This window comes from Curtobacterium sp. BNK-1 (assembly GCF_048685235.1).
Lineage (GTDB): Bacteria > Pseudomonadota > Gammaproteobacteria > Enterobacterales > Enterobacteriaceae > Pantoea > Pantoea agglomerans.
The window spans coordinates 2816952-2838802 of the sequence record NZ_JBLQTJ010000001.1 but is presented as its reverse complement, the minus strand read 5'-3'; the positions used below and the strand labels follow the sequence as shown (position 1 = coordinate 2838802).

The 21851-nt window shown below is 53.0% G+C and carries 23 protein-coding genes; 5 read left to right on the top strand and 18 right to left on the bottom strand.

Annotated elements, in window-relative coordinates; genetic code table 11:
• Positions 1–69: 69 nt before the first annotated feature.
• The 3 genes from mmuP (at position 70) to ACMGGP_RS13340 (ending at position 2909) form a co-directional block, all read left to right on the top strand.
• Positions 70–1479 (top strand): S-methylmethionine permease, encoded by a 1410-nt coding sequence (gene mmuP / locus ACMGGP_RS13350; protein ID WP_033758676.1) that lies wholly within the window; start codon positions 70–72, stop codon positions 1477–1479.
• Positions 1466–2404 (top strand): homocysteine S-methyltransferase, encoded by a 939-nt coding sequence (gene mmuM, locus ACMGGP_RS13345; RefSeq protein ID WP_498798533.1) that lies wholly within the window; start codon positions 1466–1468, stop codon positions 2402–2404. Before mmuP ends, mmuM begins: the two co-directional genes overlap by 14 nt.
• An 85-nt stretch (positions 2405–2489) precedes the next feature.
• A complete protein-coding gene (locus ACMGGP_RS13340) occupies positions 2490–2909 on the top strand; it encodes a hypothetical protein (protein WP_010257757.1) in 420 nt (139 codons plus the stop codon).
• On the opposite strand, the gene speG is transcribed toward ACMGGP_RS13340, so the two are convergent.
• The 6 genes from speG to ACMGGP_RS13310 all read right to left on the bottom strand — a co-directional run bounded on the left by speG (position 2910) and on the right by ACMGGP_RS13310 (position 8682).
• Positions 2910–3455 (bottom strand): spermidine N1-acetyltransferase, encoded by a 546-nt coding sequence (speG, locus tag ACMGGP_RS13335; protein ID WP_003850356.1) that lies wholly within the window; start codon positions 3453–3455, stop codon positions 2910–2912.
• Between the two features lie 262 nt (positions 3456–3717).
• Positions 3718–4398 (bottom strand): ABC transporter ATP-binding protein, encoded by a 681-nt coding sequence (locus tag ACMGGP_RS13330; protein ID WP_250489370.1) that lies wholly within the window; start codon positions 4396–4398, stop codon positions 3718–3720.
• Entirely contained in the window at positions 4388–5218 is an 831-nt protein-coding gene (locus ACMGGP_RS13325) for an ABC transporter ATP-binding protein (RefSeq protein ID WP_031594057.1), read from the bottom strand. Before ACMGGP_RS13325 ends, ACMGGP_RS13330 begins: the two co-directional genes overlap by 11 nt.
• On the bottom strand, positions 5208–6065 hold the full coding sequence (locus ACMGGP_RS13320) for an ABC transporter permease (protein WP_424998447.1): 858 nt from the start codon (positions 6063–6065) through the stop codon (positions 5208–5210). The genes ACMGGP_RS13325 and ACMGGP_RS13320 overlap by 11 nt, the downstream gene beginning before the upstream one ends.
• Complete coding sequence (locus ACMGGP_RS13315) at positions 6062–7114, bottom strand: ABC transporter permease (protein ID WP_010257745.1); 1053 nt, start codon at positions 7112–7114, stop codon at positions 6062–6064. Before ACMGGP_RS13315 ends, ACMGGP_RS13320 begins: the two co-directional genes overlap by 4 nt.
• Positions 7114–8682: an ABC transporter substrate-binding protein gene (locus ACMGGP_RS13310; protein ID WP_022624076.1), complete on the bottom strand. Its 1569-nt coding sequence runs from the start codon at positions 8680–8682 to the stop codon at positions 7114–7116. Before ACMGGP_RS13310 ends, ACMGGP_RS13315 begins: the two co-directional genes overlap by 1 nt.
• Before the next feature lie 658 nt (positions 8683–9340).
• On the opposite strand from ACMGGP_RS13310, the gene mgtA reads away from it, so the two are divergent.
• Together mgtA and mgtU are read left to right on the top strand one after the other, a co-directional pair.
• Positions 9341–12043 (top strand): magnesium-translocating P-type ATPase, encoded by a 2703-nt coding sequence (gene mgtA, locus ACMGGP_RS13305; protein WP_498798532.1) that lies wholly within the window; start codon positions 9341–9343, stop codon positions 12041–12043.
• A gap of 10 nt (positions 12044–12053) precedes the next feature.
• The gene (mgtU, locus tag ACMGGP_RS13300) at positions 12054–12140 is read left to right on the top strand and encodes a magnesium transporter protection protein MgtU (protein ID WP_369334668.1); all 87 of its coding nucleotides are present in this window, start codon (positions 12054–12056) and stop codon (positions 12138–12140) included.
• Between the two features lie 67 nt (positions 12141–12207).
• Here the strand turns inward: mgtU and ACMGGP_RS13295 are convergent, their stop codons facing one another.
• The 12 genes from ACMGGP_RS13295 to ACMGGP_RS13240 form a co-directional block, all read right to left on the bottom strand.
• A complete protein-coding gene (locus ACMGGP_RS13295; RefSeq protein ID WP_010257738.1) occupies positions 12208–13062 on the bottom strand; it encodes a PA4780 family RIO1-like protein kinase in 855 nt (284 codons plus the stop codon).
• A 326-nt stretch (positions 13063–13388) separates the two neighbouring features.
• Complete coding sequence (locus ACMGGP_RS13290; RefSeq protein ID WP_498798531.1) at positions 13389–13877, bottom strand: cold-shock protein; 489 nt, start codon at positions 13875–13877, stop codon at positions 13389–13391.
• Between the two features lie 340 nt (positions 13878–14217).
• A complete protein-coding gene (locus ACMGGP_RS13285) occupies positions 14218–14463 on the bottom strand; it encodes a YmjA family protein (RefSeq protein ID WP_089415022.1) in 246 nt (81 codons plus the stop codon).
• A 283-nt stretch (positions 14464–14746) separates the two neighbouring features.
• The gene (locus tag ACMGGP_RS13280; RefSeq protein ID WP_010672164.1) at positions 14747–15049 is read right to left on the bottom strand and encodes a contact-dependent growth inhibition system immunity protein; all 303 of its coding nucleotides are present in this window, start codon (positions 15047–15049) and stop codon (positions 14747–14749) included.
• 3 nt (positions 15050–15052) lie between these two features.
• Positions 15053–15541, bottom strand: a complete 489-nt coding sequence (locus tag ACMGGP_RS13275) for an RNase A-like domain-containing protein (protein WP_498798530.1) — start codon at positions 15539–15541, stop codon at positions 15053–15055.
• 32 nt (positions 15542–15573) lie between these two features.
• A complete protein-coding gene (locus ACMGGP_RS13270) occupies positions 15574–15870 on the bottom strand; it encodes a contact-dependent growth inhibition system immunity protein (RefSeq protein WP_031292167.1) in 297 nt (98 codons plus the stop codon).
• Positions 15871–15877: 7 nt separating this feature from the next.
• A complete protein-coding gene (locus ACMGGP_RS13265; protein ID WP_498798720.1) occupies positions 15878–16258 on the bottom strand; it encodes an RNase A-like domain-containing protein in 381 nt (126 codons plus the stop codon).
• A gap of 462 nt (positions 16259–16720) precedes the next feature.
• A complete protein-coding gene (locus ACMGGP_RS13260) occupies positions 16721–17725 on the bottom strand; it encodes a hypothetical protein (RefSeq protein WP_498798529.1) in 1005 nt (334 codons plus the stop codon).
• 416 nt (positions 17726–18141) lie between these two features.
• On the bottom strand, positions 18142–18834 hold the full coding sequence (locus tag ACMGGP_RS13255) for a hypothetical protein (RefSeq protein ID WP_498798528.1): 693 nt from the start codon (positions 18832–18834) through the stop codon (positions 18142–18144).
• A gap of 206 nt (positions 18835–19040) precedes the next feature.
• Positions 19041–19283, bottom strand: coding sequence for a winged helix-turn-helix domain-containing protein (locus ACMGGP_RS13250; protein ID WP_498798719.1), 243 nt, complete (start codon positions 19281–19283; stop codon positions 19041–19043).
• 239 nt (positions 19284–19522) lie between these two features.
• A complete protein-coding gene (locus ACMGGP_RS13245; protein ID WP_498798527.1) occupies positions 19523–20515 on the bottom strand; it encodes a hypothetical protein in 993 nt (330 codons plus the stop codon).
• Positions 20516–20757: 242 nt separating this feature from the next.
• Positions 20758–21837: a PDDEXK-like family protein gene (locus ACMGGP_RS13240; RefSeq protein ID WP_498798526.1), complete on the bottom strand. Its 1080-nt coding sequence runs from the start codon at positions 21835–21837 to the stop codon at positions 20758–20760.
• Positions 21838–21851: the final 14 nt, after the last annotated feature.

Genomic DNA, 21851 nt, shown 5'->3' with positions numbered 1-21851 from the left:
CAATTACCGGCTGTGACGCGTATAAAACTGTCCATTATAGATGTTTAGACGTCCATACGGATAAAAGTGATGAGCGAACAGCCAACTCCCTCGCAGGAACAATTTAAACGCACCATGAAAGTGCGCCATCTGGTGATGTTATCGCTGGGCGGCGTAATCGGCACCGGCCTGTTTTTTAACACCGGCTACATCATTTCAACCACCGGGGCGGCGGGGACGCTGCTCGCCTATCTGATTGGCGCGCTGGTGGTCTGGCTGGTGATGGTCTGTCTGGGCGAACTCTCCGTGGCGATGCCGGAAACCGGCGCGTTCCACGTCTATGCCGCACGCTATCTCAGCCCGGCAACCGGCTACACCGTGGCCTGGCTCTACTGGCTCACCTGGACCGTCGCCCTTGGCTCCAGCCTGACGGCGGCGGGCTTCTGTATGCAGTACTGGTTCCCGCAGATCCCGGTGTGGATCTGGTGCCTGGTCTTCTGCTGCGCCATCTATCTGCTGAACGTCATCTCAACCCGCTTCTTCGCCGAAGGGGAGTTCTGGTTCTCGCTGATTAAGGTGGTAACGATCGTCGCCTTTATCGTGCTCGGGGGTGCGGCGATGTTTGGGTTTATCCCGATGAAGGATGGCACGCCCGCACCGGGCCTGAGCAATCTGACGGCGCACGGCTGGCTGCCCAACGGCGTACTGCCGATTCTGATGACCATGGTGGCAGTCAACTTCGCCTTTTCCGGCACCGAGCTGATCGGTATTGCGGCCGGTGAAACCCAGCAGCCGGAGAAAGTGCTGCCGCTGGCGATCCGTACTACCGTGGCCCGGCTGATTATCTTCTTCATCGGCACGGTATTTGTGCTGGCGGCGCTGATTCCTATGGATCAGGCGGGTATCGTGAAAAGCCCGTTCGTGCTGGTCTTCGAAAAGATCGGCATCCCGTGGGCGGCTGACATTATTAACTTTGTGATTCTGACCGCTATCCTGTCTGCGGCCAACTCCGGACTCTATGCCTCCGGGCGGATGCTCTGGTCGCTGGCCAATGAAAATACGCTGCCGCGCGCCTTTGCCCGGGTGAACAAGCGCGGCGTGCCGATGCTGGCGATCACCGTCAGCATGGTGGGTGGTCTGCTGGCACTGGTCTCCAGCGTGGTCGCGCCCGACACGGTGTTTGTGGCGCTGTCGGCCATCTCCGGCTTTGCGGTGGTAGCCGTCTGGCTCAGCATCTGCGCTTCGCATTTTGTTTTCCGTCGTCGTCATCTTCAGCAGGGCAAATCGCTGGCCGATCTGGCCTACCGTGCGCCGCTCTATCCGCTGACGCCGGTGCTGGGTTTCCTGCTCTGCCTGCTGGCCTGTGTCGGTCTGGCGTTTGATCCGACTCAGCGTATCGCGCTGTGGTGTGGCATCCCGTTTGTGCTGTTCTGCTATGCCGCTTACCATCTGACCCACAAATCATCCCCGAAGCCTGAGGAGGCCAATGATGTCGTATAACCCTGTCGCGCAGGCTTTAACGGAGTCGCCACTGCTGATTCTGGATGGTGCCCTGGCCACCGAGCTGGAAGCCCGCGGCTGTCATCTGGCCGATGCGTTATGGTCAGCTAAGGTGCTGATGGAAAATCCTGAGCTGATCTATCAGGTGCACTACGACTATTTTGTCGCTGGCGCGCGCTGTGCCATTACCGCCAGCTACCAGGCCACGCCGCAGGGCTTTGCCACACGTGGCCTTGATGAGGCGGAGTCACTGGCGTTGATCGCTCAGAGCGTCGAGCTGGCGCGACGCGCCCGTCACGATTATCTGGCGGTCCGGCCCGACGCAAAAACGCTGCTGGTAGCGGGATCGGTCGGTCCCTATGGCGCCTTCCTGGCGGATGGTTCGGAATATCGCGGCGACTATGCGTTGCCGGAAGCGGAGATGATGGCGTTTCATCGCCCACGCGTACAGGCGCTGCTGGCGGCGGGTGCCGATCTGCTGGCCTGCGAAACCCTGCCTTCGTTTGCCGAAGCGCAGGCGCTGGTGAAGCTACTGGCTGAATTTCCTGAAGGCCGCGCCTGGTTCTCGTTTACCCTGCGTGACGCCGGACACATCAGCGACGGCACGCCGCTGTCAGACGTCGTGAGCTGGCTGAATCAGCAGCCACAGGTGGTAGCGGTGGGAATCAACTGTGTGGCACTTGAGAGCGTGACGCCTGCGCTGCAGCAGTTGCAGAAGCTGACCGACAAGCCGCTGGTGGTCTATCCCAACTCTGGCGAGCAGTATGATGCCAGCAGCAAAACCTGGCACTCAGCGCCATCAGGCTGCACGTTGCATGACAAACTGGCAGAGTGGCAGCAGGCGGGCGCGAAGCTGATTGGCGGCTGCTGTCGCACCTCACCCAACGACATCGCGGCTATCGCCCGCGCTTGTCAACCGCAATAAGCTGGCTGAATCGGGCGATGATAGCCCGATTGAGGCGGAGAGGGCGGTCTACACTCTGATCACTGATCACTCTGTGGACCCCTTCATGAAACAGCGAATTCTGGCCCTGGCCGCCGCGCTGCTGCTTAGCGGCTGTGCCACCATTGTCGGCAATGAAACCCAACTGGTGCGCATCGACTCCTTGCCGCAGGGCGCGCGCTTTACCGTGCAGGATGAGCGTGGCTATGCGGTTGCGCAGGGTTTCACGCCGCAGACCGTTGAACTGGAAAAATCTACCGGCCGCTACTTCGGCAAAAAGCACTATCTGCTGATGCTGGAAAGCCCGGGCTACGTGCCGGTCACGGTGCCTATCGAGGCTCGCGCTAACCTGTGGTATCTGCTGGGCAATATCCCGCTGGGTGGATTCCCCGGCTGGCTGCTGGTCGATCCCTTCTATGGCGGCATGTACGACCTTAAGCCTGAACACCCGCGTCCCTTTATGAACCCGGTTGGCGCGCGCGGCTGATTACTGCGCGGTCGGCTTCACCATTCCGCCTGGCGTTTTATGGCGTTCCAGATACTGATGCTGGAAAATGCACATGCGGATGGTGTTGCGGTACTCCCCGTTGATGAAAAACTCATGTTTAAGCACGCCTTCGATCTCAAAGCCGAGCTTGGTGTAGATGTGGATCGCTTTTTCGTTCTCCTGATCGACAATCAGGTAGAGCTTGTAGAGATTCAGCACCGAAAAGCCGTAATCCATCGCCAGTTTTGCCGCCTGGGTTGCCAGTCCTTTGCCCTGATGGGCCGGATCGATAATGATCTGAAACTCGGCTCGGCGGTGCACATGGTTGATTTCCACCAGTTCCACTAATCCCGCTTTCTGCCCGCTGTGCTCCACCACAAAGCGACGTTCGGTCTGATCGTGAATGTGCTTGTTGTAGAGATCGGACAGCTCCACAAACGCCTCATACGGCTCCTCAAACCAGTAACGCATCACGCTGGCGTTGTTATCCAGCTGATGGACAAAGTGCAGATCTTCCCGTTCCAGCGGACGCAGTTTTACCGTCATTGCCTTTTCCTCTCATGAAATAATGGTCGCGAGTATACCGCATCAGCCAGCCGCTGCGTTTTGCGCTGTCGCATTCGCGTGCCTGCTTCAGTCTGTAAAGGTTTACAGCGTTGCGTGGCAATCAAATGTCTCAGAGGAAGAGAACAGCGCGCCGTTCTGGCAATAGAGAGGATGAGACTGAAGGTGGAAGAAGGGGATGTTACAGAAAGGCGAGGCGGATGCAGCAGCGCCGGACGGCAGGTGAACGCCGTCCGGCCTGATTTCAGGCAGAGATCTGTTCGATGATGCGACCCTGCGACATGTGCACGGCGCGATCGCACATGTGATCGATCACGTCGGGATCGTGGCTCACCAGCACCATGGTCAGGCCATCCTGCTGTTTCAGATCGTTGAGCAGATTGAGGATCTCCGCCTGCACTGACATATCCAGCGCCGACGTCGGCTCATCCAGCAGCAGGATCTTCGGCTGCAGCAGCAGGGCGCGCACGATGGCGACGCGCTGACGCTGACCGCCGGAGAGCTGATGCGGATAGCGATCCGCCAGGGCGGGATCGAGTCCGACATGACGGAAGCCCTGATCGATACGATCGTTGATATTGTCGCGTTTCAGCAGCTTCAGCGGCTCCGCCAGCGTGCGACGCAGCCGGTGACGCGGATGCAGCGAGGCATAGGGATCCTGAAACACCATCTGCACTTCCTGACGCAGCGCGCCGGTGAAAGCTTTACCCGGCTGAACTTCGTGACCGGCAAGCTGCATCTGACCCTGCCAGTGTGGGTTCAGACCTGCCAGCACCCACAGCAGCGACGACTTGCCGCAGCCTGACGGACCCACCAGACCAAAACACTCGCCAGCGTTAACCTCCAGGTTAACCTCATGCACCACGGTGCGCAGCTCGTAACCCTGTTTGTGGGCGACGCTTAGATTCTGCAGCTTAATCATCATTCGCCTCCAGCGCAGCGCGGTCCAGCACCGGTAAAGTCTGTCCGTGGGTCGCTTTACCCGGACGGCAGGCCCACAGCGTTCGGGTGTAGGGATGGGTAGCGTGCGGCAGATCGGCGGCGGGCAGCGTATCCAGCAACCGGCCTTTATACATCACCATCACCCGCTCGCAATGTTCTGAAACCTGCTGCAAATCATGGCTGATCAGCAGCAGGCCCATGTTGCGCGCCTCCACCAGACCGCGGATCAGCGCCAGCACCTGATCGCGCATGGCATGATCCAGCGCGGAGGTCGGTTCATCGGCGATCAGGAAGTCCGGATCGGTAATCAGGGCGATCGCCAGCATCACGCGCTGGCCCATGCCGCCAGAGAGCTGATGCGGATACTGCTGCATCAGACGACGCGGATCGGGCAGGCCGACCGCATCCAGCATTTCACACACTTTCTCTTTGCGCTCGGCACGGCTCAGGCGGCGATGCAGGATCAGCGGCTCTTCCACCTGCCAGCCAATGGTGCGCGTCGGGTTAAGGGCATACTTCGGGTCCTGCATCACCATCGCCACGCGGTTACCACGCAGCTGGTTCCAGTGACGCTCGCTTAGCGTCAGCGCATTTTCACCGGCCACCTGGAGCTGGCTGGCCTGCAGATGCAGCGCGGGCGAGAGTAAGCCCATCAGGCTGCGGGCGGTCAGTGACTTGCCGGAACCGGACTCACCGACCAGCGCCACGCGCTCGCGACCCACGGAAAAACTGATGTTGTCGACCAGCAGCGCATCGTCGCTGCGAATGGTCAGCCCCTCGGCATGGAGCAGATTATTTTGCATGACGGGTATCCAGTCGGTCGCGCAGGCCATCGCCTGTCAGGTTAAAGGCCAGGCTGGCAAACAGAATCGCCGCGCCCGGTGCAGCAGCAACCCACCACTGATCAAAAATGACTTTACTGCCTTCGGCCACCATCGAACCCCATTCCGCCGTCGGCGGCTGAACGCCCATACCGAGGAAACCGAGTCCGGCCGCAGCCAGGATAATCCCGCCCAGGCTCAGGGCGGCGCGGACTACCGCCGTCGGCATGCAGAGCGGCAGGATATGACCGAACATCAGGCGAAAGCCCGTAATCCCCTGCATCCGCGCGGCGGCAAGGTAGTCGCTGCGGCGCAGTGCCAGGGTTTCAGCGCGTGCCTGACGGGCAAACGGCGGCCAGCTGGTCAGTGCCAGTGCCAGCGCGCCGTTCATCAGGCCAGGGCCGAGAATCGCCACCAGCGCCAGCGCGATTACCAGGTTGGGCAGTGACAGAAAGATATCGGTAATGCGCATCAGCAGGCGTTCGGTCCAGCCGCCCAAGTAACCGGCGGTGATGCCGATCAGCAGCCCGGCCGGAATAGTCAGCACCAGAATCAGCGACACCAGCAGCAGGGTCGGACGCGCACCGTAAATCACGCGCGACAGCAGATCGCGGCCAAAGCCGTCGGTGCCGAACCAGTGCTGTGCCGACGGCGCCAGCAGACGGCTCGACATGGTCTGCACGTTCGGATCGAACGGCGCAATCAGCGGCGCCAGCAGTGCCATCAGGATAAGAATCGCCACCAGCGTCAGCCCAACGGTTAACGAGGTAACGCGTTGACGGCGACGGCGTGGTCGCAGCGTTTCGAGTTCAGAGAGTTGTTGCGTCATCGGGTTCTCGGATCGGTTAACCAGGTTAAAACATCCGCCAGGGTGTTAATCAGGATAAAGCAGCTGCCGATTAACAGGGTTGAGCCCAGAATCGCCGGCACATCGCCGGAGAACAGCGCATTGGTCATATAGCGACCCACACCTGGCCAGGCGAAGACGGTTTCAGTCAGCACCGAGCCTTCCAGCAGCGTAGCGTAGGAGAGGGCGATCACCGTGACCAGCGTGCCCAGCACGTTGGGGAAGATATGGCGCAGCAGGATGCGCACCCGACCCGCGCCTTTAGCACGCGCCAGCACCACATACTCTTTGCTGCTCTCTTCCAGCAGCGCAGCACGCAGCAGGCGGGTAATGCCCGCCATCGCCAGCAGGCCGAGGATCACCACCGGCAGCCAGAGGTGCGCAATTGCATTGCGGAACATCTCTGGTTCACCCGACAGCCAGCTGTCGATCAGCACAAAGCCCGTCTTCGGCTCCAGGGTGTAGACCCAGATATCATCCAGCCGTCCCGGTCCGGCGGACCAGTGCAGCACCGCATAGAAGAGCAGCAGGCCCAGCAGGCCGAGCCAGAACACCGGCACCGAGTAGCCCAGCAGCGAGACAAAGCGGGCGAGATTATCGATCCAGCTGCCCGGTTTCCAGGCAGCCAGCAGCGCCAGCGTCACGCCGAACACCACTGCGAAGATCATCGCGCAGGTCGCCAGCTCGATGGTGGCGGGGAAGGTGGTCATCAGGTCACCGCTCACCGACTGATTAGTGAGGCGGGAGACACCCAGATCGCCCTGCGCCAGATGTTCGACGTAGCGCCAGAACTGCATCAGCACCGGCTGGTCGAGACCCAGGTCATGACGCACCTGCTCATAGGTCGCTTCACTGGCGTGATCGCCGGCGATCTGCTGCACCGGATCGATCGGCGAGAGATGCGACAGCATAAAGGTGAAGGCGAGCAGGCCAAGCAGCGTGACCAGCAGCGACAGTACGCTACCGATCAGGCGCCCGCCACGCTGCCAAAAAAGCCGGGCGAACCCGGCTGAAGGAACAGACTGTGCCATTACTTAGTGACCTGCGAGTAATACACCATGTCAGGGTTAATGCCCTGCACATAGCCTTTCAGGTTGTCGCGCAGGGCGATCAGGTTCTTCGCCTGCATCCCAATCACATACGGTGAGTTCTTCATTACTTCACGCTGCATCGCTTCATACAGCGCCACGCGTTTCTTCGGATCGCTCTCGGCGGTCGCCGCAATCACCTGCTTGTTCAGCTCAGGAATGTGCCAGTCTGAACGGAAGGCGATGGTTTTGCTGCCATCTTCCGGGTTGTAAGCAAACGAGGCGGCATTGGTGTTGGGATCGAAGTAGTCGGAGCCCCAGGCGTTCAGCGTCGCTTCATATTTATGCGCTTTCACGTTGGTCGACACTTCGGAGCTCAGACCCGGCACCACTTCCACTTTCACGCCCGCTTTGGCGAAGCTGCCCTGCAGCGCCTGTGCGATATCCAGATAAGGCGGCTGGTTGCTGGTGGAGAGCTTGAAGGTGACGTTGTTCAGGCCCGCTTTCTTCAGAATCGCTTTGGCTTTTTCCGGATCGTAGCTGTATGGCGTGTCGTTGATCGCGCCCAGGAAGCCCTTAGGCAGGAAGCTCTGATGCACGTCGAACTGGCCTTTCAGCAGCTCACTGGCGATGCCTTTGTAATCCCACAGGTAGCGTGCTGCTTCCCAGAAGGCCGGGTTCTTCATCGTCTCGTTCGCGCCGATGTTGAACTGGATGTAGTAGAGCGACGCCATTGGAATCGCTTCCGTCTTCACGCCCGGTTTGCCGTTCAGCGCAGCAATCTGATCGGCACCCAGGTTACGGGCGATATCGGCATCACCCTGTTCCAGCAGCAGACGACGCGCCGCCGGTTCAGGCACGTTCTTGATCAGGATGTTCTTCATTTTTGGCGCGCCCGCTGGTGAGGTCGGGTTAGCGCTGAGCAGTACCACCTGATGCATCACCACTTTGCGGATCTGATACGGGCCGCTGCCCGCCGAGTGGGTAGCCAGCCAGGCGTTACCGAAATCGCCGTTCTTCTGATTCGCCATCGCGGTTTTTTCATCAATGATCGATGAAACCGGGGCAGAGAGCAGGCTCAGGACGTAGGTCGGGCTGACGTTGGCGGTCCAGCTGATCTGCACATGATTGTCGTCGACTTTTTTCAGGAAGCCATCGACGTTATCTTTGGTCCAGCCCAGCTGCGTCAGGATGAAAGAGGGATCGAGGTTCAGTTTCACCACGCGGCCCAGTGAGAAGATCACATCTTCCGGACGCAGCGGGTTGCCGGTAGAGAATTTCGCATCTTTGCGCAGTTCAAAGGTCAGGCTGCGGTTGTCGCTGCCTGGCTGCCACGAAGTGGCCAGCGTAGGTTTCAGATCCACCGGATTCTGCGGGTCAGACTGTACCAGGCGCTGATAGATGTTCGTAAAAGCCTGAACGCTGGTCAGTTCAAACCCTTTGGCCGGATCGAAGCTGTCTGCGTCGTCAGTTGATTGTGCAATCACCAGCGTATCTTTTGGTGTTGCGGCCTGGGCTGTGAAGGCGGCAGCCAGCGTCAGCGCCAGCAGTGATGGAATTATAGTTTTCATGAAATTTCCTTGCCTCTAAAAAGTTACGCGAGTTTACGAAAGGGCCGATGCGAAGAATAGTCGAATATGGGCTAATCATATGCCAAAAGGTTATAAGCATTACCTGGAGGTTATAAGAAGATCGCCACGCTGTTACCGAAGCGGCAACCTGAGCAGAAACAAATCCTCAACGAAACCGTTATTCAATACGTTATTGCTTTACCGACGCCGGCCTCTCTTTATAATGGCGGCAGATAACTTCAGGAGAATTCAGTTGGACAGTCACCCGAGATTAACCTTTATTCTGGCAAGCTGAGTTTCCTCTGCTGCTTGCCAACCGGCGAGCAGCGATCCCCGCTTTAATTAACGATCGCGCTCCTTATTTTTAATCCTGCTATCACCAGGAGTGCGCGTTATGCTGCTGTTTATATTCGCTCTTTTTCCTCCGCCCCGTCTGGCGTAGCCCAGGCTGCGCCCAATCGCTGATATCAGACTTTTAAAACGCCGCGTATAACCGGCGTCAGGTAACCCTGTGCGCGTCATTATTTTGTGTGCAGGCGGAATAACCTGACAGTTTCTGAAAGTCACCCCATTAAATAACCCGGCCACGCCAGGTTTTATCCATGCACGTTATTTCCCGTGCAGGACAACTATTGCTTTAAATCAGGGAGATGTCGAAATGAGCGACATGAAACTGGAACAGGTTGCGATCACTTCATCCGGCAACCGTAATGATAAAAAAAGTAAAAAAATGTTTGCTGTGGCGCAGCAGGCAGACCAGCACATTGATATGACGCTGGCGAACCTGCGCAGTCAGCGTCAGGGTCTGACTGAGGCTGAGGCGGCGAAACGACTGGCTTTGTATGGCCGTAATGAAGTGGCGCATGAGAAAGCGCCACCCGCGCTGATTCAGCTGCTGATGGCGTTTAATAACCCGTTTATCTACGTATTACTGGTCCTGGCGCTGGTGAGCCTGTTTACCGACTATATTCTGCCGCTGCGCGCCGGTCAGGAGACCGATCTCTCCGGCGTCATCATCATCTTCACCATGGTGATGCTGAGCGGGCTGCTGCGCTTCTGGCAGGAGTTTCGCACCAACCGTGCGGCGCAGGCACTAAAGTCACTGGTGCGCAGCCAGGTCACCGTGCTGCGCCGTGAGCCGGGCAGCGAAACCGCACAGCGCCAGGATGTGGATATGAGTGAACTGGTGCCAGGCGATATCATTCTGCTCAGCACCGGTGATCAGGTGCCTGCCGATGTCCGCCTGCTGAGTTCACGTAATCTGTTTATCAGTGAAGCAGTACTGACCGGCGAGTCGCTGCCGGTTGAGAAGCAGAGCAGCGATGCGGGTATCGATGCCGAAGGTCAGACCGCCCAGGAGCGGCTGGCATCACCGAATATCTGCCTGATGGGCACCAGCGTGGCCAGCGGCACAGCCAGCGCAGTCGTGGTAGCGACGGGCGGCGAAACCTGGTTCGGCTCCCTGGCCTCATCGCTGACCGGAAGCCGTCCGCAGACCGCCTTTGACCGCGGGGTGAACAGCGTCAGCAAGCTGCTGATCCGCTTTATGCTGGTGATGGTTCCGGTGGTGCTGCTGATTAACGGCTTCACCAAAGGCGACTGGATGGATGCCACGCTGTTTGCACTGGCCGTCGCGGTCGGACTGACCCCGGAAATGCTGCCGATGATTGTCAGCGCCAACCTGGCTAAGGGCGCGATTGCGATGTCACGCCGCAAAGTGATCGTTAAAAAGCTCAACGCCATTCAGAACCTCGGCGCGATGGATGTGCTCTGCACTGATAAAACCGGCACGCTGACCCAGGACACCATCCTGCTGGCGCATCATCTGGATGCGCGGGGCAACGAAGATGCACAGGTGCTGCTGCTGGCATGGATCAACAGCGGCAGCCAGAGTGGCGCGAAAAACCTGATGGATCGCGCCTTACTCTGCGCGGGCGACAAGGTCATTTCACAGTCTCAGCGCAGCCAGTTCCAGCTGATCGATGAGCTGCCGTTTGATTTTACCCGCCGTCGGGTGTCGGTGCTGGTGGAGGATCTGACTCAGCATCGTTCACAACTGATCTGTAAAGGCGCAGTGGAAGAGATGCTGGCAGTGAGCATTGCCGTGCGGCAGGGTGACACGGTGGTCGCACTGGATGCAGCACAGCGCGCGGCGCTGCTGGCGCAGACCGAACACTATCATCAGCAGGGCTATCGCGTGCTGCTGGTGGCAACCCGTGATGGCGAGCTAGACGCGCCGCTCAGCGACAGTGATGAGCGCGATCTGATTATCCAGGGAATGCTGACCTTCCGCGATCCACCTAAAGCCAGCGCGGGCAAAGCGATTAAAGCCCTGCGCGACAGCGGTGTGACGGTGAAAGTGCTGACCGGTGACAATCCGCTGGTGACGCTGCGGGTCTGTGCCGATGTCGGGCTGACCGATCCGGCGATGCTGACCGGCGATCAGATTGAGGCGATGAACGATGATGAGCTGGCGCAGGAAGCCGAGCGCTGCACCCTGTTTGCTCAGCTGACGCCGCTGCAGAAATCCCGTCTGGTGCGGCTGATGCAGCAGAACGGTCACACCGTCGGGTTCCTGGGCGATGGCATTAACGATGCGCCTGCGCTGCGGGCAGCCGACACCGGGATTTCCGTGGACAGCGCGGCGGATGTGGCGAAAGCCTCATCGGACATCATCCTGCTGGAGAAAGATTTACAGGTGCTGAATGAGGGTGTACTCAAAGGACGCGAGACCTTTGGCAACATCATCAAGTATCTCAACATGACCGCCAGCTCCAACTTCGGCAACGTTTTCTCGCTGCTGGTGGCCAGTGCCTTTATTCCGTTTCTGCCGATGCTGTCGATTCATCTGCTGATTCAGAACCTGATGTATGACGTTTCCCAGCTGGCGCTGCCGTGGGACAAGGTTGACCGTGAGTTTCTGAATAAGCCGCGTAAATGGGATGCCGGCAACATCAAGCGTTTCATGCTGTGGATGGGCCCGACCTCGTCAATTTTTGACGTCACCACCTTTGCGCTGATGTGGTTTGTTTTCGGCGCTAACCATGCAGGCGTGCAGTCGCTGTTCCAGTCCGGCTGGTTTATTGAGGGGCTGCTGTCACAGACGCTGGTAGTGCATATGCTGCGTACCCGGAAGATTCCGTTTATCCAGAGTCGCGCCACCTTACCGGTGATGCTGACTACGCTGGCGGTGATGGCGCTGGGCATCCTGATCCCGTTCTCACCGCTGGGTGCGATGGTCGGTCTGGTGCCACTGCCATGGCAATATTTCCCGTGGCTGGTGCTGACGCTGTTCAGCTACTGCCTGGTGGCGCAGGGCATGAAACGATTCTATATCCGTCGCTTTGGTCAGTGGTTCTAGGGAGGAGAAGATGAAAAAAGGCAGGCTCGATAAGGTCTTTGTCGGCGTGATGATCATCGGCTTAACTCTGATTGCGCTGACGGTCATCGTGCGGTGATGGCGTTGTGATAGTGCGGTAAGTGAGAGGCAGCGAGGCGACTCGCTGCCTTTTTTTATTGATGCAGTTACTCTTCGTCGCGCTCACGGCTGGCGCGCTGGCGCTCGTAATATTCATCTTCTGCGGTGATGATCTCATCCATCAGAGAATCCATATCGACTACGCGCTCCTCTTCCACAAACTTCCCGGTAAGCGGTGTTTCCGGGGTGAGTTTACCATCTTCATAGAGCAGCCAGATCTCTTTGGCGTAGCGCGTCTTCAACAGCTGCGGAGCGAACTGACCGTAGTAGGAGGTGATGTTGTCCACGTCACGTTCGAACATCGACTCGGCATGGTTATTGGCCGCCGCATCGACCGCCTGTGGCAGGTCGATAATCACCGGCCCCTGGTCATCCAGCAGCACGTTGAACTCGGATAAGTCACCGTGAACGATACCGGCACAGAGCATACGAACGATGTTGCGGATCATGGTGTGGAAATCCGTCACCGCCTGCTCTTCAGACAGAGAGACATCGCTGAGACGTGGCGCGACCGAGCCATTGGCATCGGTCACCAGCTCCATCAGTAACACACCGTCGATGCAGAGATAAGGCTGTGGCACGCGAACACCGGCGTTCGCCAGGCGGAACAGGGCATCTACCTCAGCGGTCTGCCAGGACTCTTCCTGCTGCTTACGGCCGAACTTTGTGCCTTTCTGCATGGCGCGGGCGTTACGGCTGTTACGGGTTTTACGACCTTCCTGATACTGCACGGCCTGCTTGAAGCTACGCTGGGTCGCTTCTTTATAGACTTTGGCGCACTGCACCTTGCCGCCGCATAGCACGGTATAGACGTCTGCTTCTTTGCCGCTTTTCAGCCGCTGCAGGACATCGTCAATCAGGCCGTCATCGACCAGGGGCTGGATTCTGTTTGGGATTTTCATGCGGCTTTATACCTTATTTCACCCGCTTTTCGTATCACTTTGCGATGATGGAAAACATTGGCAATGACTGAACAAAGTTTCTAATTCTACCCTGGAAAGTCGCTTTGTGGGGATGAACCTTGATGAGCTGCGCTTTTGACCTTTGTTTTATCATAAACAATGGATTAGAGGGGAGTGCAGTGCGGTTTTATCCGCCAGAGGAGCGCTTTGTTATGTATCAGCCCTGTGGGCGGGGATTTCGTGTCAGAAAAATGTGCCTGAATAGCAGGCTGGCAGGAGGCTGAAGGCCGAAATCCTGCCAACAGAATTTCGGCCCGCCTGCGGGATTACTTCAGACCATTAAGCACTTTAACCGTGCTTTCAATGTCGATCTCATCTTCAGAGAAGATCAGTGTCGTACCCTGGAAGGTGGTGACCGCCAGCTTTTTCAGCGAGCGCATCTCATTGGCGTTCGGGTCAGTTTTCGGCCGGATATTATTCAGCAACAGGCCCACTGACAACACCGCGTTCTCTTTATCGACACCGGCATCGACCGGCACTTCTTCGTTGTAGACCAGATAAGACTTAATCGAGGTGATCTTCAGCCGCTCGCCTGCGATATAGATGTGTTTGCTTGTCGGCGCGACCTTCACCGCATAGGCGGATAAGCCCTTGTTGTTGGTGGTGGGTTCAAACGTCACCGCCGCATCTTTCTTGATCAGATCAGGATTGGCGACCTTAATCACATGAAAATAGCGGTTATCACCGTTTTCATCTTTGATAAAGCCAAAACCTTTATCTTCAAACCAGGTTGTGATCGTTCCGTTCATCGCCATTTTTGCCTGCTTAATCTACTCAGTTTTTTACAGCGCGCAGTGTAAAACACAATGCCTGCGCAGACTATATAAGTCTGGATGATAATTTTCAGGTGCGCCAGAGGGTGAGCGGCGGAAGGGGGCTTTGTGGCGGATGAAGGCGAGTGTGATGGAGTGTGTGTAGCGGCAGATAAAAACGAAGATGGGTCGGCAGGAAGGGAACGGATATCAGCCACGTGATACACGTGGCTGTCAGCACTGGGCGTTATTGTGGGGATACCGGCGCTGTGTCGAATCAGGTTGTTGAGTCAGGCAGATTAACCGGCGAACTGCGCAAAGCTCGACTGCCGGTGAGCGTCTGTTACTCGTTGCCCCAGCGGTTCAGGAACTCGGCAATCTCATCAATACGCTGCTCATCGATACCCGCTTCACGCGCCATATCCTGCTGCGACTCTTCACTGATCTCTTCGTTGTTCATCAGACGGGTGATCAGCAGCTGGAAGTAATGCGCCAGTGGGGTACGTTCAGTTTCGCTCACCGGCTTAGCGGACTCCGTCGCGTACTCATCTGCGACATCATAGTATTTGAGAGAGATTTCGTTATTCATAAATTGTCCGCAGAGTTGAGTTTGAGTTTAAGCGTTGGCAGGGCGTTGTGGCCCGGCGTAGAGGGGTATTATTTCGTGTTTGGGTTGGGGCTGTAAAGGGGGAGTGGGGAGGCGGAAGTATAGTAATGACGTTGCAGAAAATGTTGATATACATGCCTGAAGCGCATTCGCACGGAAGGCCGCAGGGCTGCACAGACACAAAAAGCCCGCAGCATGTTTATCTCGCGGGCTCTGAGGAGTTCGACAAAGTTCTGGTAACCCTCCATCGAACAGCGATGCTCGTTTATAAGGGATTGCCATGGTCACTATGCTTGTTGATGCTTTCGAGTATTCTCAGAAGCAACCCTTTACCATCTTCCGGTGCAAAGGCGTTAATATACCTGTCTCTGAACTCTGATTTTATCATTTCATCGTCATATGTCAGAAAGTTCATCACTTCTTTTTTTAGATCTTCACGATCCTGGAGTGTTAATTCAGCTGTGTAAATATCAATAGCTTCATCAATGGTGTCAGCACCTGTAATAAAGTCAAAGTCCTGATTTAATGTCCCTTCAATCAGAATATCTATATTAGTAGTGAGTAGCATAATTTACACCTCCGGGAATGCAGTCAGAATATAGTAAGGCTTGCCGTTGTACAATTCATATTTAAGAACAACTTTGACTTTCGTTGCCGGAGTCAGTTTTTGACTACCCCTGAACAGGGAGTAACCAATGGCTTTCCCGGTGTCATATTTGATATTTAAATTATGTCCTGGTCTGTTTGCCGCCCAAATCTTTATCCACTCTTTATTTACTTTTATGGCATCGGATACTGACTTTTCGGCCAGATCTATATTGGTGAAAGAGCTAATGGCATTTGGCGGGCGAGCCATATTTTCTGTGCTTTTTAACCGGGCTGCTAATTCATGCTGTGTTTTACCAATATGCTTTAAAATTGCATGGCCTCCGGGCGTGTTACCAGTTACTGATTCATGTTGAATAAGTTTGATGCGTCCTGTCCGAATGGCTGCAACTCTAACTGCTCCAGCCCCCAGAGAAAGAGCAACAGGTACAGCAACATCGAAGGTCAAACCCACCAATCAGTTCACGAATGGGCGCGCACGCAACATCATCTTTCATCGTATCTTTTGATGCTTTCAAGGAAATAGAGCAAAAAACTGCTGGCGTAATCAGGTGAAATATCTTGCCAGCGCTGAGAAAACTCTTCCTTTATCTCTTCTTCTGACAGCTTGAGAAAGTCAGTAATTTCTTTACGTAAATCACATCTTTCTTCTGGAGAAGCTTCGTCAACGACTACATCAATGGCACCATCCATCGTATCAGCGCCAGTGATAACGTCGAAGTCCTGATTCAGTGTTCCAACAATGCATAAATCTAAGTTTGGAGCAAGAGGTGCGCGGCTCATGATCAACTCACTTATCTGGAAAAGAAGTGATTATATAATAAGGTTTGTTATTGTAAGTCTGATACTTCAGCGCAACTCTGATTTTAGTTGCTTTATACGCAGTGTTGCTCCCTTTCTGAACAACATAACCAACGGTTTTATCCACATCGTAACTTATCGTCATGTTATGTCGTGGTTTACTTGCAGCCCATAGTTTTATCCATTCACGATTATTATGAAGTGCCTTTGATATGGCTGCTTCGGCAATCTCCAGCGACGAGAACGAACCAGATAGATCCAATACCCCATTGGATTGGATAATTCTTTCATGAAGTTCCTGGGGTGATTTTCCAATATGCTTTAAAAGCGTATGCCCGCCCGGTTTTAATCCAGAGACAGAATTAACTATACAATCTAATTTTAAGGTTAACCATAAAATATGGTATAGAAAATTATCTATCTGAATGTTTTATTAACATGATCAAATTATTTGAGCTTTGATCAGTAGTGCAATAATGGAAAGTGAAAAGCAACAGAAAAACCCTAATAAAAATGTATAATATAATGGTTTTAAGTTGTTTATTTTTTTTAGATTTTGACCTTCATGTGCAAATCTATAAGCATTGTCGTTCCTGTTTAAAAAGAAAATTTTTTTATTTTTTTTTAATCGCATAAAAAAATAGGTCATTAGAGGTGAACCTATATACCCCATATTGCAGTGCAACAAGTAAGGAGTGGGCAGTGTATGCTGTTGTTGGAAGTCTGAGATCAATTCCTTGTAGCGAGACCTGTTCATTAGATACAAAAAAACACTTACCACTAAGCAAACCAACGGAAGCATGATTAAAACCATTATGGCCGATTTCATTCTTCAAATTCCCATGTATTCATAGATTGTATCCATTGCAGATTCACTAGCTTTGGCTCCAGCATATCCCGCAGCTATTGAGCCAACAGCAGCACAGACTACCGCACCGGTTCCTGCCGTGGCGATCCCTATTGCTGCGCATATACCTACGCCTGCTAAAGAACCGGCTGCACCAGCTCCAACACCCGTTAAGGTCGAAGCCCCAAACTTACCATACTCTTTGAATGCGGTTCTTTTACATTCGCTCTCACGTCCTTTAACGCAGGCATTGACTACGTCATTGGTGGTTCCAGCAAAGGCAAACCCCATTCCTATGTAACCACCTGATTTCAAGAACTTTGCCGCTTTCGCTGCATTGCCTACATAACTTGAATAACCTGGGATCCCTGCCAGTCCCACTGTAGACCATTCATGTACTATGGAGCGGCTGGATAAATTTAGTGCTCTTCGCATGTCTTCGTAAGGTTTTAACTTAACTGCATAACGTATCAATGATTTAAGTAGTGGTTTGTTCACAAGTTCTTTTAGCTGATTAAAGAGTTGGTTACGCTCTGCGTAGAATTGCTGACTAATCAGTGTTCCCTGAGTACGGAACTGGTTTTGGTAACTGACTTCTATTTTTTTGAGGGTATTCTCGATCTCTGAAAAGTATCTCTCACCAACGTCACCAATAGTGCCAAAGACTTTATCTCCCGCAGTAGTCAGTGCAGCGATCAAACCGTAATGCTGCTGCATGAAACTCGCTTCGTCAGGAGTTACTCCAACAAACGCCATATTGGTTTTCTGTTTGGCCTGCCTTAATGTGCTCAACATTTGCGTAGTTTGTGAAGAAGCAGGGTCAGCCACTATAACTATCTGACCCGGACTCAACCAGGGAGTGTCGGCATTGGTCTGCATAAAGAGACGTGCTGCTTCAGAGTTACTGTCATTGAAAAGCATTCTTGCCTGGAATCCGAGGTTGCCAGGTTGTTGAACTACACAGTAAGCGGGGGCCAGATTGCGCGGCATGTGATTTCCTCCACTGAAACAGTTGCTTAGTTAAAAAATTTAAGCCTGTTTCTTCCATAGATACTTTAATCAATCATGCAGGATATTCTAAATACTTCTAATGATTTAGGCAAACTATTGGTTTACATGACAAATCTATATGACATTAAAAAGCGCTAACACTTCATTGTTAGCTATATGGGGAGAGGGGGAATAAAAGCATTAAAAGCCCGCAAGGCTTTCAACTTGCGGGCTCTCAGGACTTCGATGATGGTTCTGGTAACCATCAACCAAGAATTTGGTGGGTGGCGGAATCTGAATAAATCTCTTAATGCCATGAAATTGTTTATTTTTATCTAATTCATATTTCATGGGTATACCTAAACGTATACCAATGTCAAAAAACGATAGTGGATTACGTTTCGTATTTGGTCTCATTACCCCATCAAAGAAATCGCTGTTTTGATGTATTCCTGTTGAGGTTTGAATCGCGACATATGCCGAATACAGACTACCGGTATGCTTCGATCTTTGAATCTGGCGAGAAAGGCGAAAGTGGTGTAATAACCCTTTGGGTGAGAATATTTGAGCGTATTTTTGTCGCCAAAATGTTTCAGTAAAAGGCTTGCTGCGGACAGGGAAGACAGACCGTTGCTGTGAGCAATAATCATATCTGGATTGCTCAAAGGGAGCGTCACATCCTCAAAAAAGCCCATCGAATTTTTTATCAGACCCTCAAGCGTTTGATTAATTTTGAGGGCCTCATTTTTTAGTGAAGCAGCGTTTACAGAGCACATCATTAGAGCGTTTGTATAAATGACATCTTGCCAGTTATAACCCAACTCAGCTGGAATCTGTTGTAACCGTTTCGCCAAATGAGTGATTCCCCATTCACCTTCGGTTCCTTTCTGAATATTTGATATGTAAGGCGACTCAAAATCCTTAATGATGGATAGAGAGTTAGTCATGTGTGCATCCACTGACGAGCCATTGAACCCCATCATAATGAGGCGCTTTCGGGCAGGCGGCGAAGCCAGAAGTTCAAACGCACTGTCGTAAGGTCTTCCTGGTAAGTCACTCAGTCCAAAATTTGCGAGTCCGTCCAGAATAAAATTTTTGGTAGTGTCCACTGATATTCCTAATGTTAAAAAATCATATTTCCCATATTACCGAAAAAAACTTTTTTTTGGATTTATCCTTCACACTGTTCACCTTTTGTTTTTGTATAATAAAAACAATAAGATATTGGGTGGAGGGCAGGTGAAGGGTGAAGGATATCATTCATCACCGGTGAAGTTCAGGCGTAAAAAAACCGGCTTTCGCCGGTTCAGGTCAGTCAGGTCGCTGTGGGATCGTCGCATTTGGGCAGCCAATCGCTGCTGCTTTCTTTCGTCAGGTCAAGGTTGGTTTGCATGCCTAGCTTCGTGCGTCGCTTCCGGTTGTGATGCCCGTACTCCCGCATGATGCTCTCAAGCGACAAACCAAACATCTTGATATTAATCGGACTCTTATAGCCGTTGGCCTCCATGTAGGCCAGATATGTCTGGTAGAGGTAGCGCTTAGGCTGGAGTTGCCTAATGAATCGCCACGAGTAATCCAGACACTTCCGAGTCGTGGATAGGGGGCACTACAGCTTCCAAGGCAAGATCATGGGTGCCTTTTGTGCCTAACCTGCTAATTGCTAGGGCCAGGAGCGCACATTGCTTTCAGCTTAGCACCATAGTTTTAGGGGATCAGATCATACATACTTCAGCTGAACATTAGGTTTATACAGCAGGTGTTTCTGATGCCAATATTGGCTCCATGCCTTCATTTAGTTTATTCAGGACGTTGCGCGATTATTTTATAACCAAACGTTTCAAATTTTGTAATCAGTCGTTGTATAGAGCCGATACTCCATTGGTTGGTAATCAGCACCGTCTCACCGGAGGCGAGCTCAACAGACGCCTCATGAAAACGCTTTCGCCGTGACTGAGTTACGTCGGGTTCCGATTTTATAAGACTGCGATGAATATCCTTTCCAAAGATCGATACAACAGAAGTTATATTCTCAGGCTCATTCTCCGATATCCAGTCGCTCATTAGCTCAAAAGCCAGGTTACGCTTATTATATATAGCGCCTTTAAAGACAAATTTAGAGTAATCTTTCTCCGATTTTTCATTTGCCTTCATGGCTTCTATTTCTTTGCGCTTTTGTCGGACAAGGAAATCTTTTGCCTCTGGCAACGGGATTATTTGTTCGAAATTCACCAGCAGCTTGTTTAGATGAAGATATGGACTTAGCCTGAAACAGCTGATATTAAGGCCATTGTTGTTAAGCCACAGGACTGTGTTCGTGATCTCTTTAGAGAAATCAGCTGATATTAATACAATCCGTACTTGGGTATTAAAGTCAGCGATTTCGTTTTCTTCTCTCTCACAGAAATTGAGGATTTCATTCTCTGCATTTTTCTCGACATCTTCTTTCTCGAGATATTTTTGGTAGCACTCAGCAGCTTCATGAAAAGTCATTTGCGAAACCATAGCAGCATACCTTACTGCCTGAAGCTCCATATGGGCGCCCTGTTCATCACGTTTGAGCTCAACAACGACCAGATTGAAATTTTTATCGATGCAGAGCAAATCGATCCTGCGCTGACTGTCCTCCCAGTTATTAAACTCTTCCTGAATGACCATGCAGTCAGGAACAAAATGGCTGATCTTTCTGGCTAAGGCCGACTGGATATCTCTGCGTTCAAGAATTGATTCGCGCACAAACGTCGTTTTCGAAACTGCCCGAAATTCCTGCTCTTCTAAGGTGAACAACCCCATACATTCTCCATGTAAGAAATATAAAACTTAAAGAAATAAGCCCTGCGCCATCTTCAAAGCATCATTTGAAAACGTATCCGGGCAAGGCACGTTATAGTCCTCCGTGCCCCATCCAGTAATGCTACGTCAGTAAAATCACAAAGCAAATTGATGAGCGTTGAGCCGGTGCCACACTGTTATTCATCCGATGCCTATTAAACCCTGACGAAAAATAGGCCGGGGTTTCCTCAGGCCCACAGGGGTCAGCGGTGCTCACGCTCAAAGTTATCCAGTAACGTCATCCGCTTTGCCAGATCCGAAAGCAACTCAGATTTAGGTGTTTCCTGCGAGGCATGGCAGGAAAAGAAACCCAAAATTCTTCCGTTAGCTTCTTCCTCATACTCTTCCTCACTCCCCTCGACGTTGAGCATCGCGATCGCCCTTTCACGCATCGGCTCATTTTCAAGATCGCAGGCGTAAGTGATCACTTCAAACCACTCATCCACCGTTCCGTTCAGATACAGAACCACATCCGATGGTGACAGCCAGTGGGAACATTTAAAGCGCAACACCGGAAAGCCGTACCAGTTAGTCAGACGGACTTTAATCTCATAGCCCTGATCGCTGAAGTGCTCAGTGAGATAACGCTGACATTCTCCGGACAACGTTTTAATGACAGTTTTCTTGAGCTCTTCCATTTCTGCAATGCGCTGGAGATTCGTCAGAACAAATGCTTCGGTTTCAGATGTAACAGCAGGGTGGCTCACAAGTAACTCCAGATGCAGGACATACTCGCGCAGTATGACCAGCCATTTATTTAATGATGAAGCCATGTAGGCTTCCCCGATCCGCGATGACAAGGCACCGGTAAGCTGACGATAACTTACCCCAACCCATCCTTCAGGCGCAGAACCGTTGGGTGATAACACTACGCAAAGGGGCGTTTTGCCCTGATACGCCTCCTGTTGCAGGCACGTGAGGTAATCGTCGAAGGGGTTATTCTGCAGATGCCAGACCTTGTTTTCGATGACCATCACCCATTCATCACCCTCAAGCAGAATATCGATCCGGTTCCCTTTTTCAGTGCTGACCTCACGCTGAGGAGGTGCGGACAATTCGGTGTTGAACGTGTCTGCCATCCCCAGGCAGCTGAACAGCGCCTCTGCCGCCAGCAGCCCCAGCCCATGACCACCGTCAGGATCGAGAAAGAAGGCCAGTACATCGCTAACCGGATTTTCATAGTGCCCGCGGGCACCTGATGAAAAAATATTCGCTTCCGTTTTACGTGGCTGTGGAAGACTTTTCATCTGATTCAGAAACGCTTCCAGCGCTAAAACGTCCATTCGTTCTCCCGGGA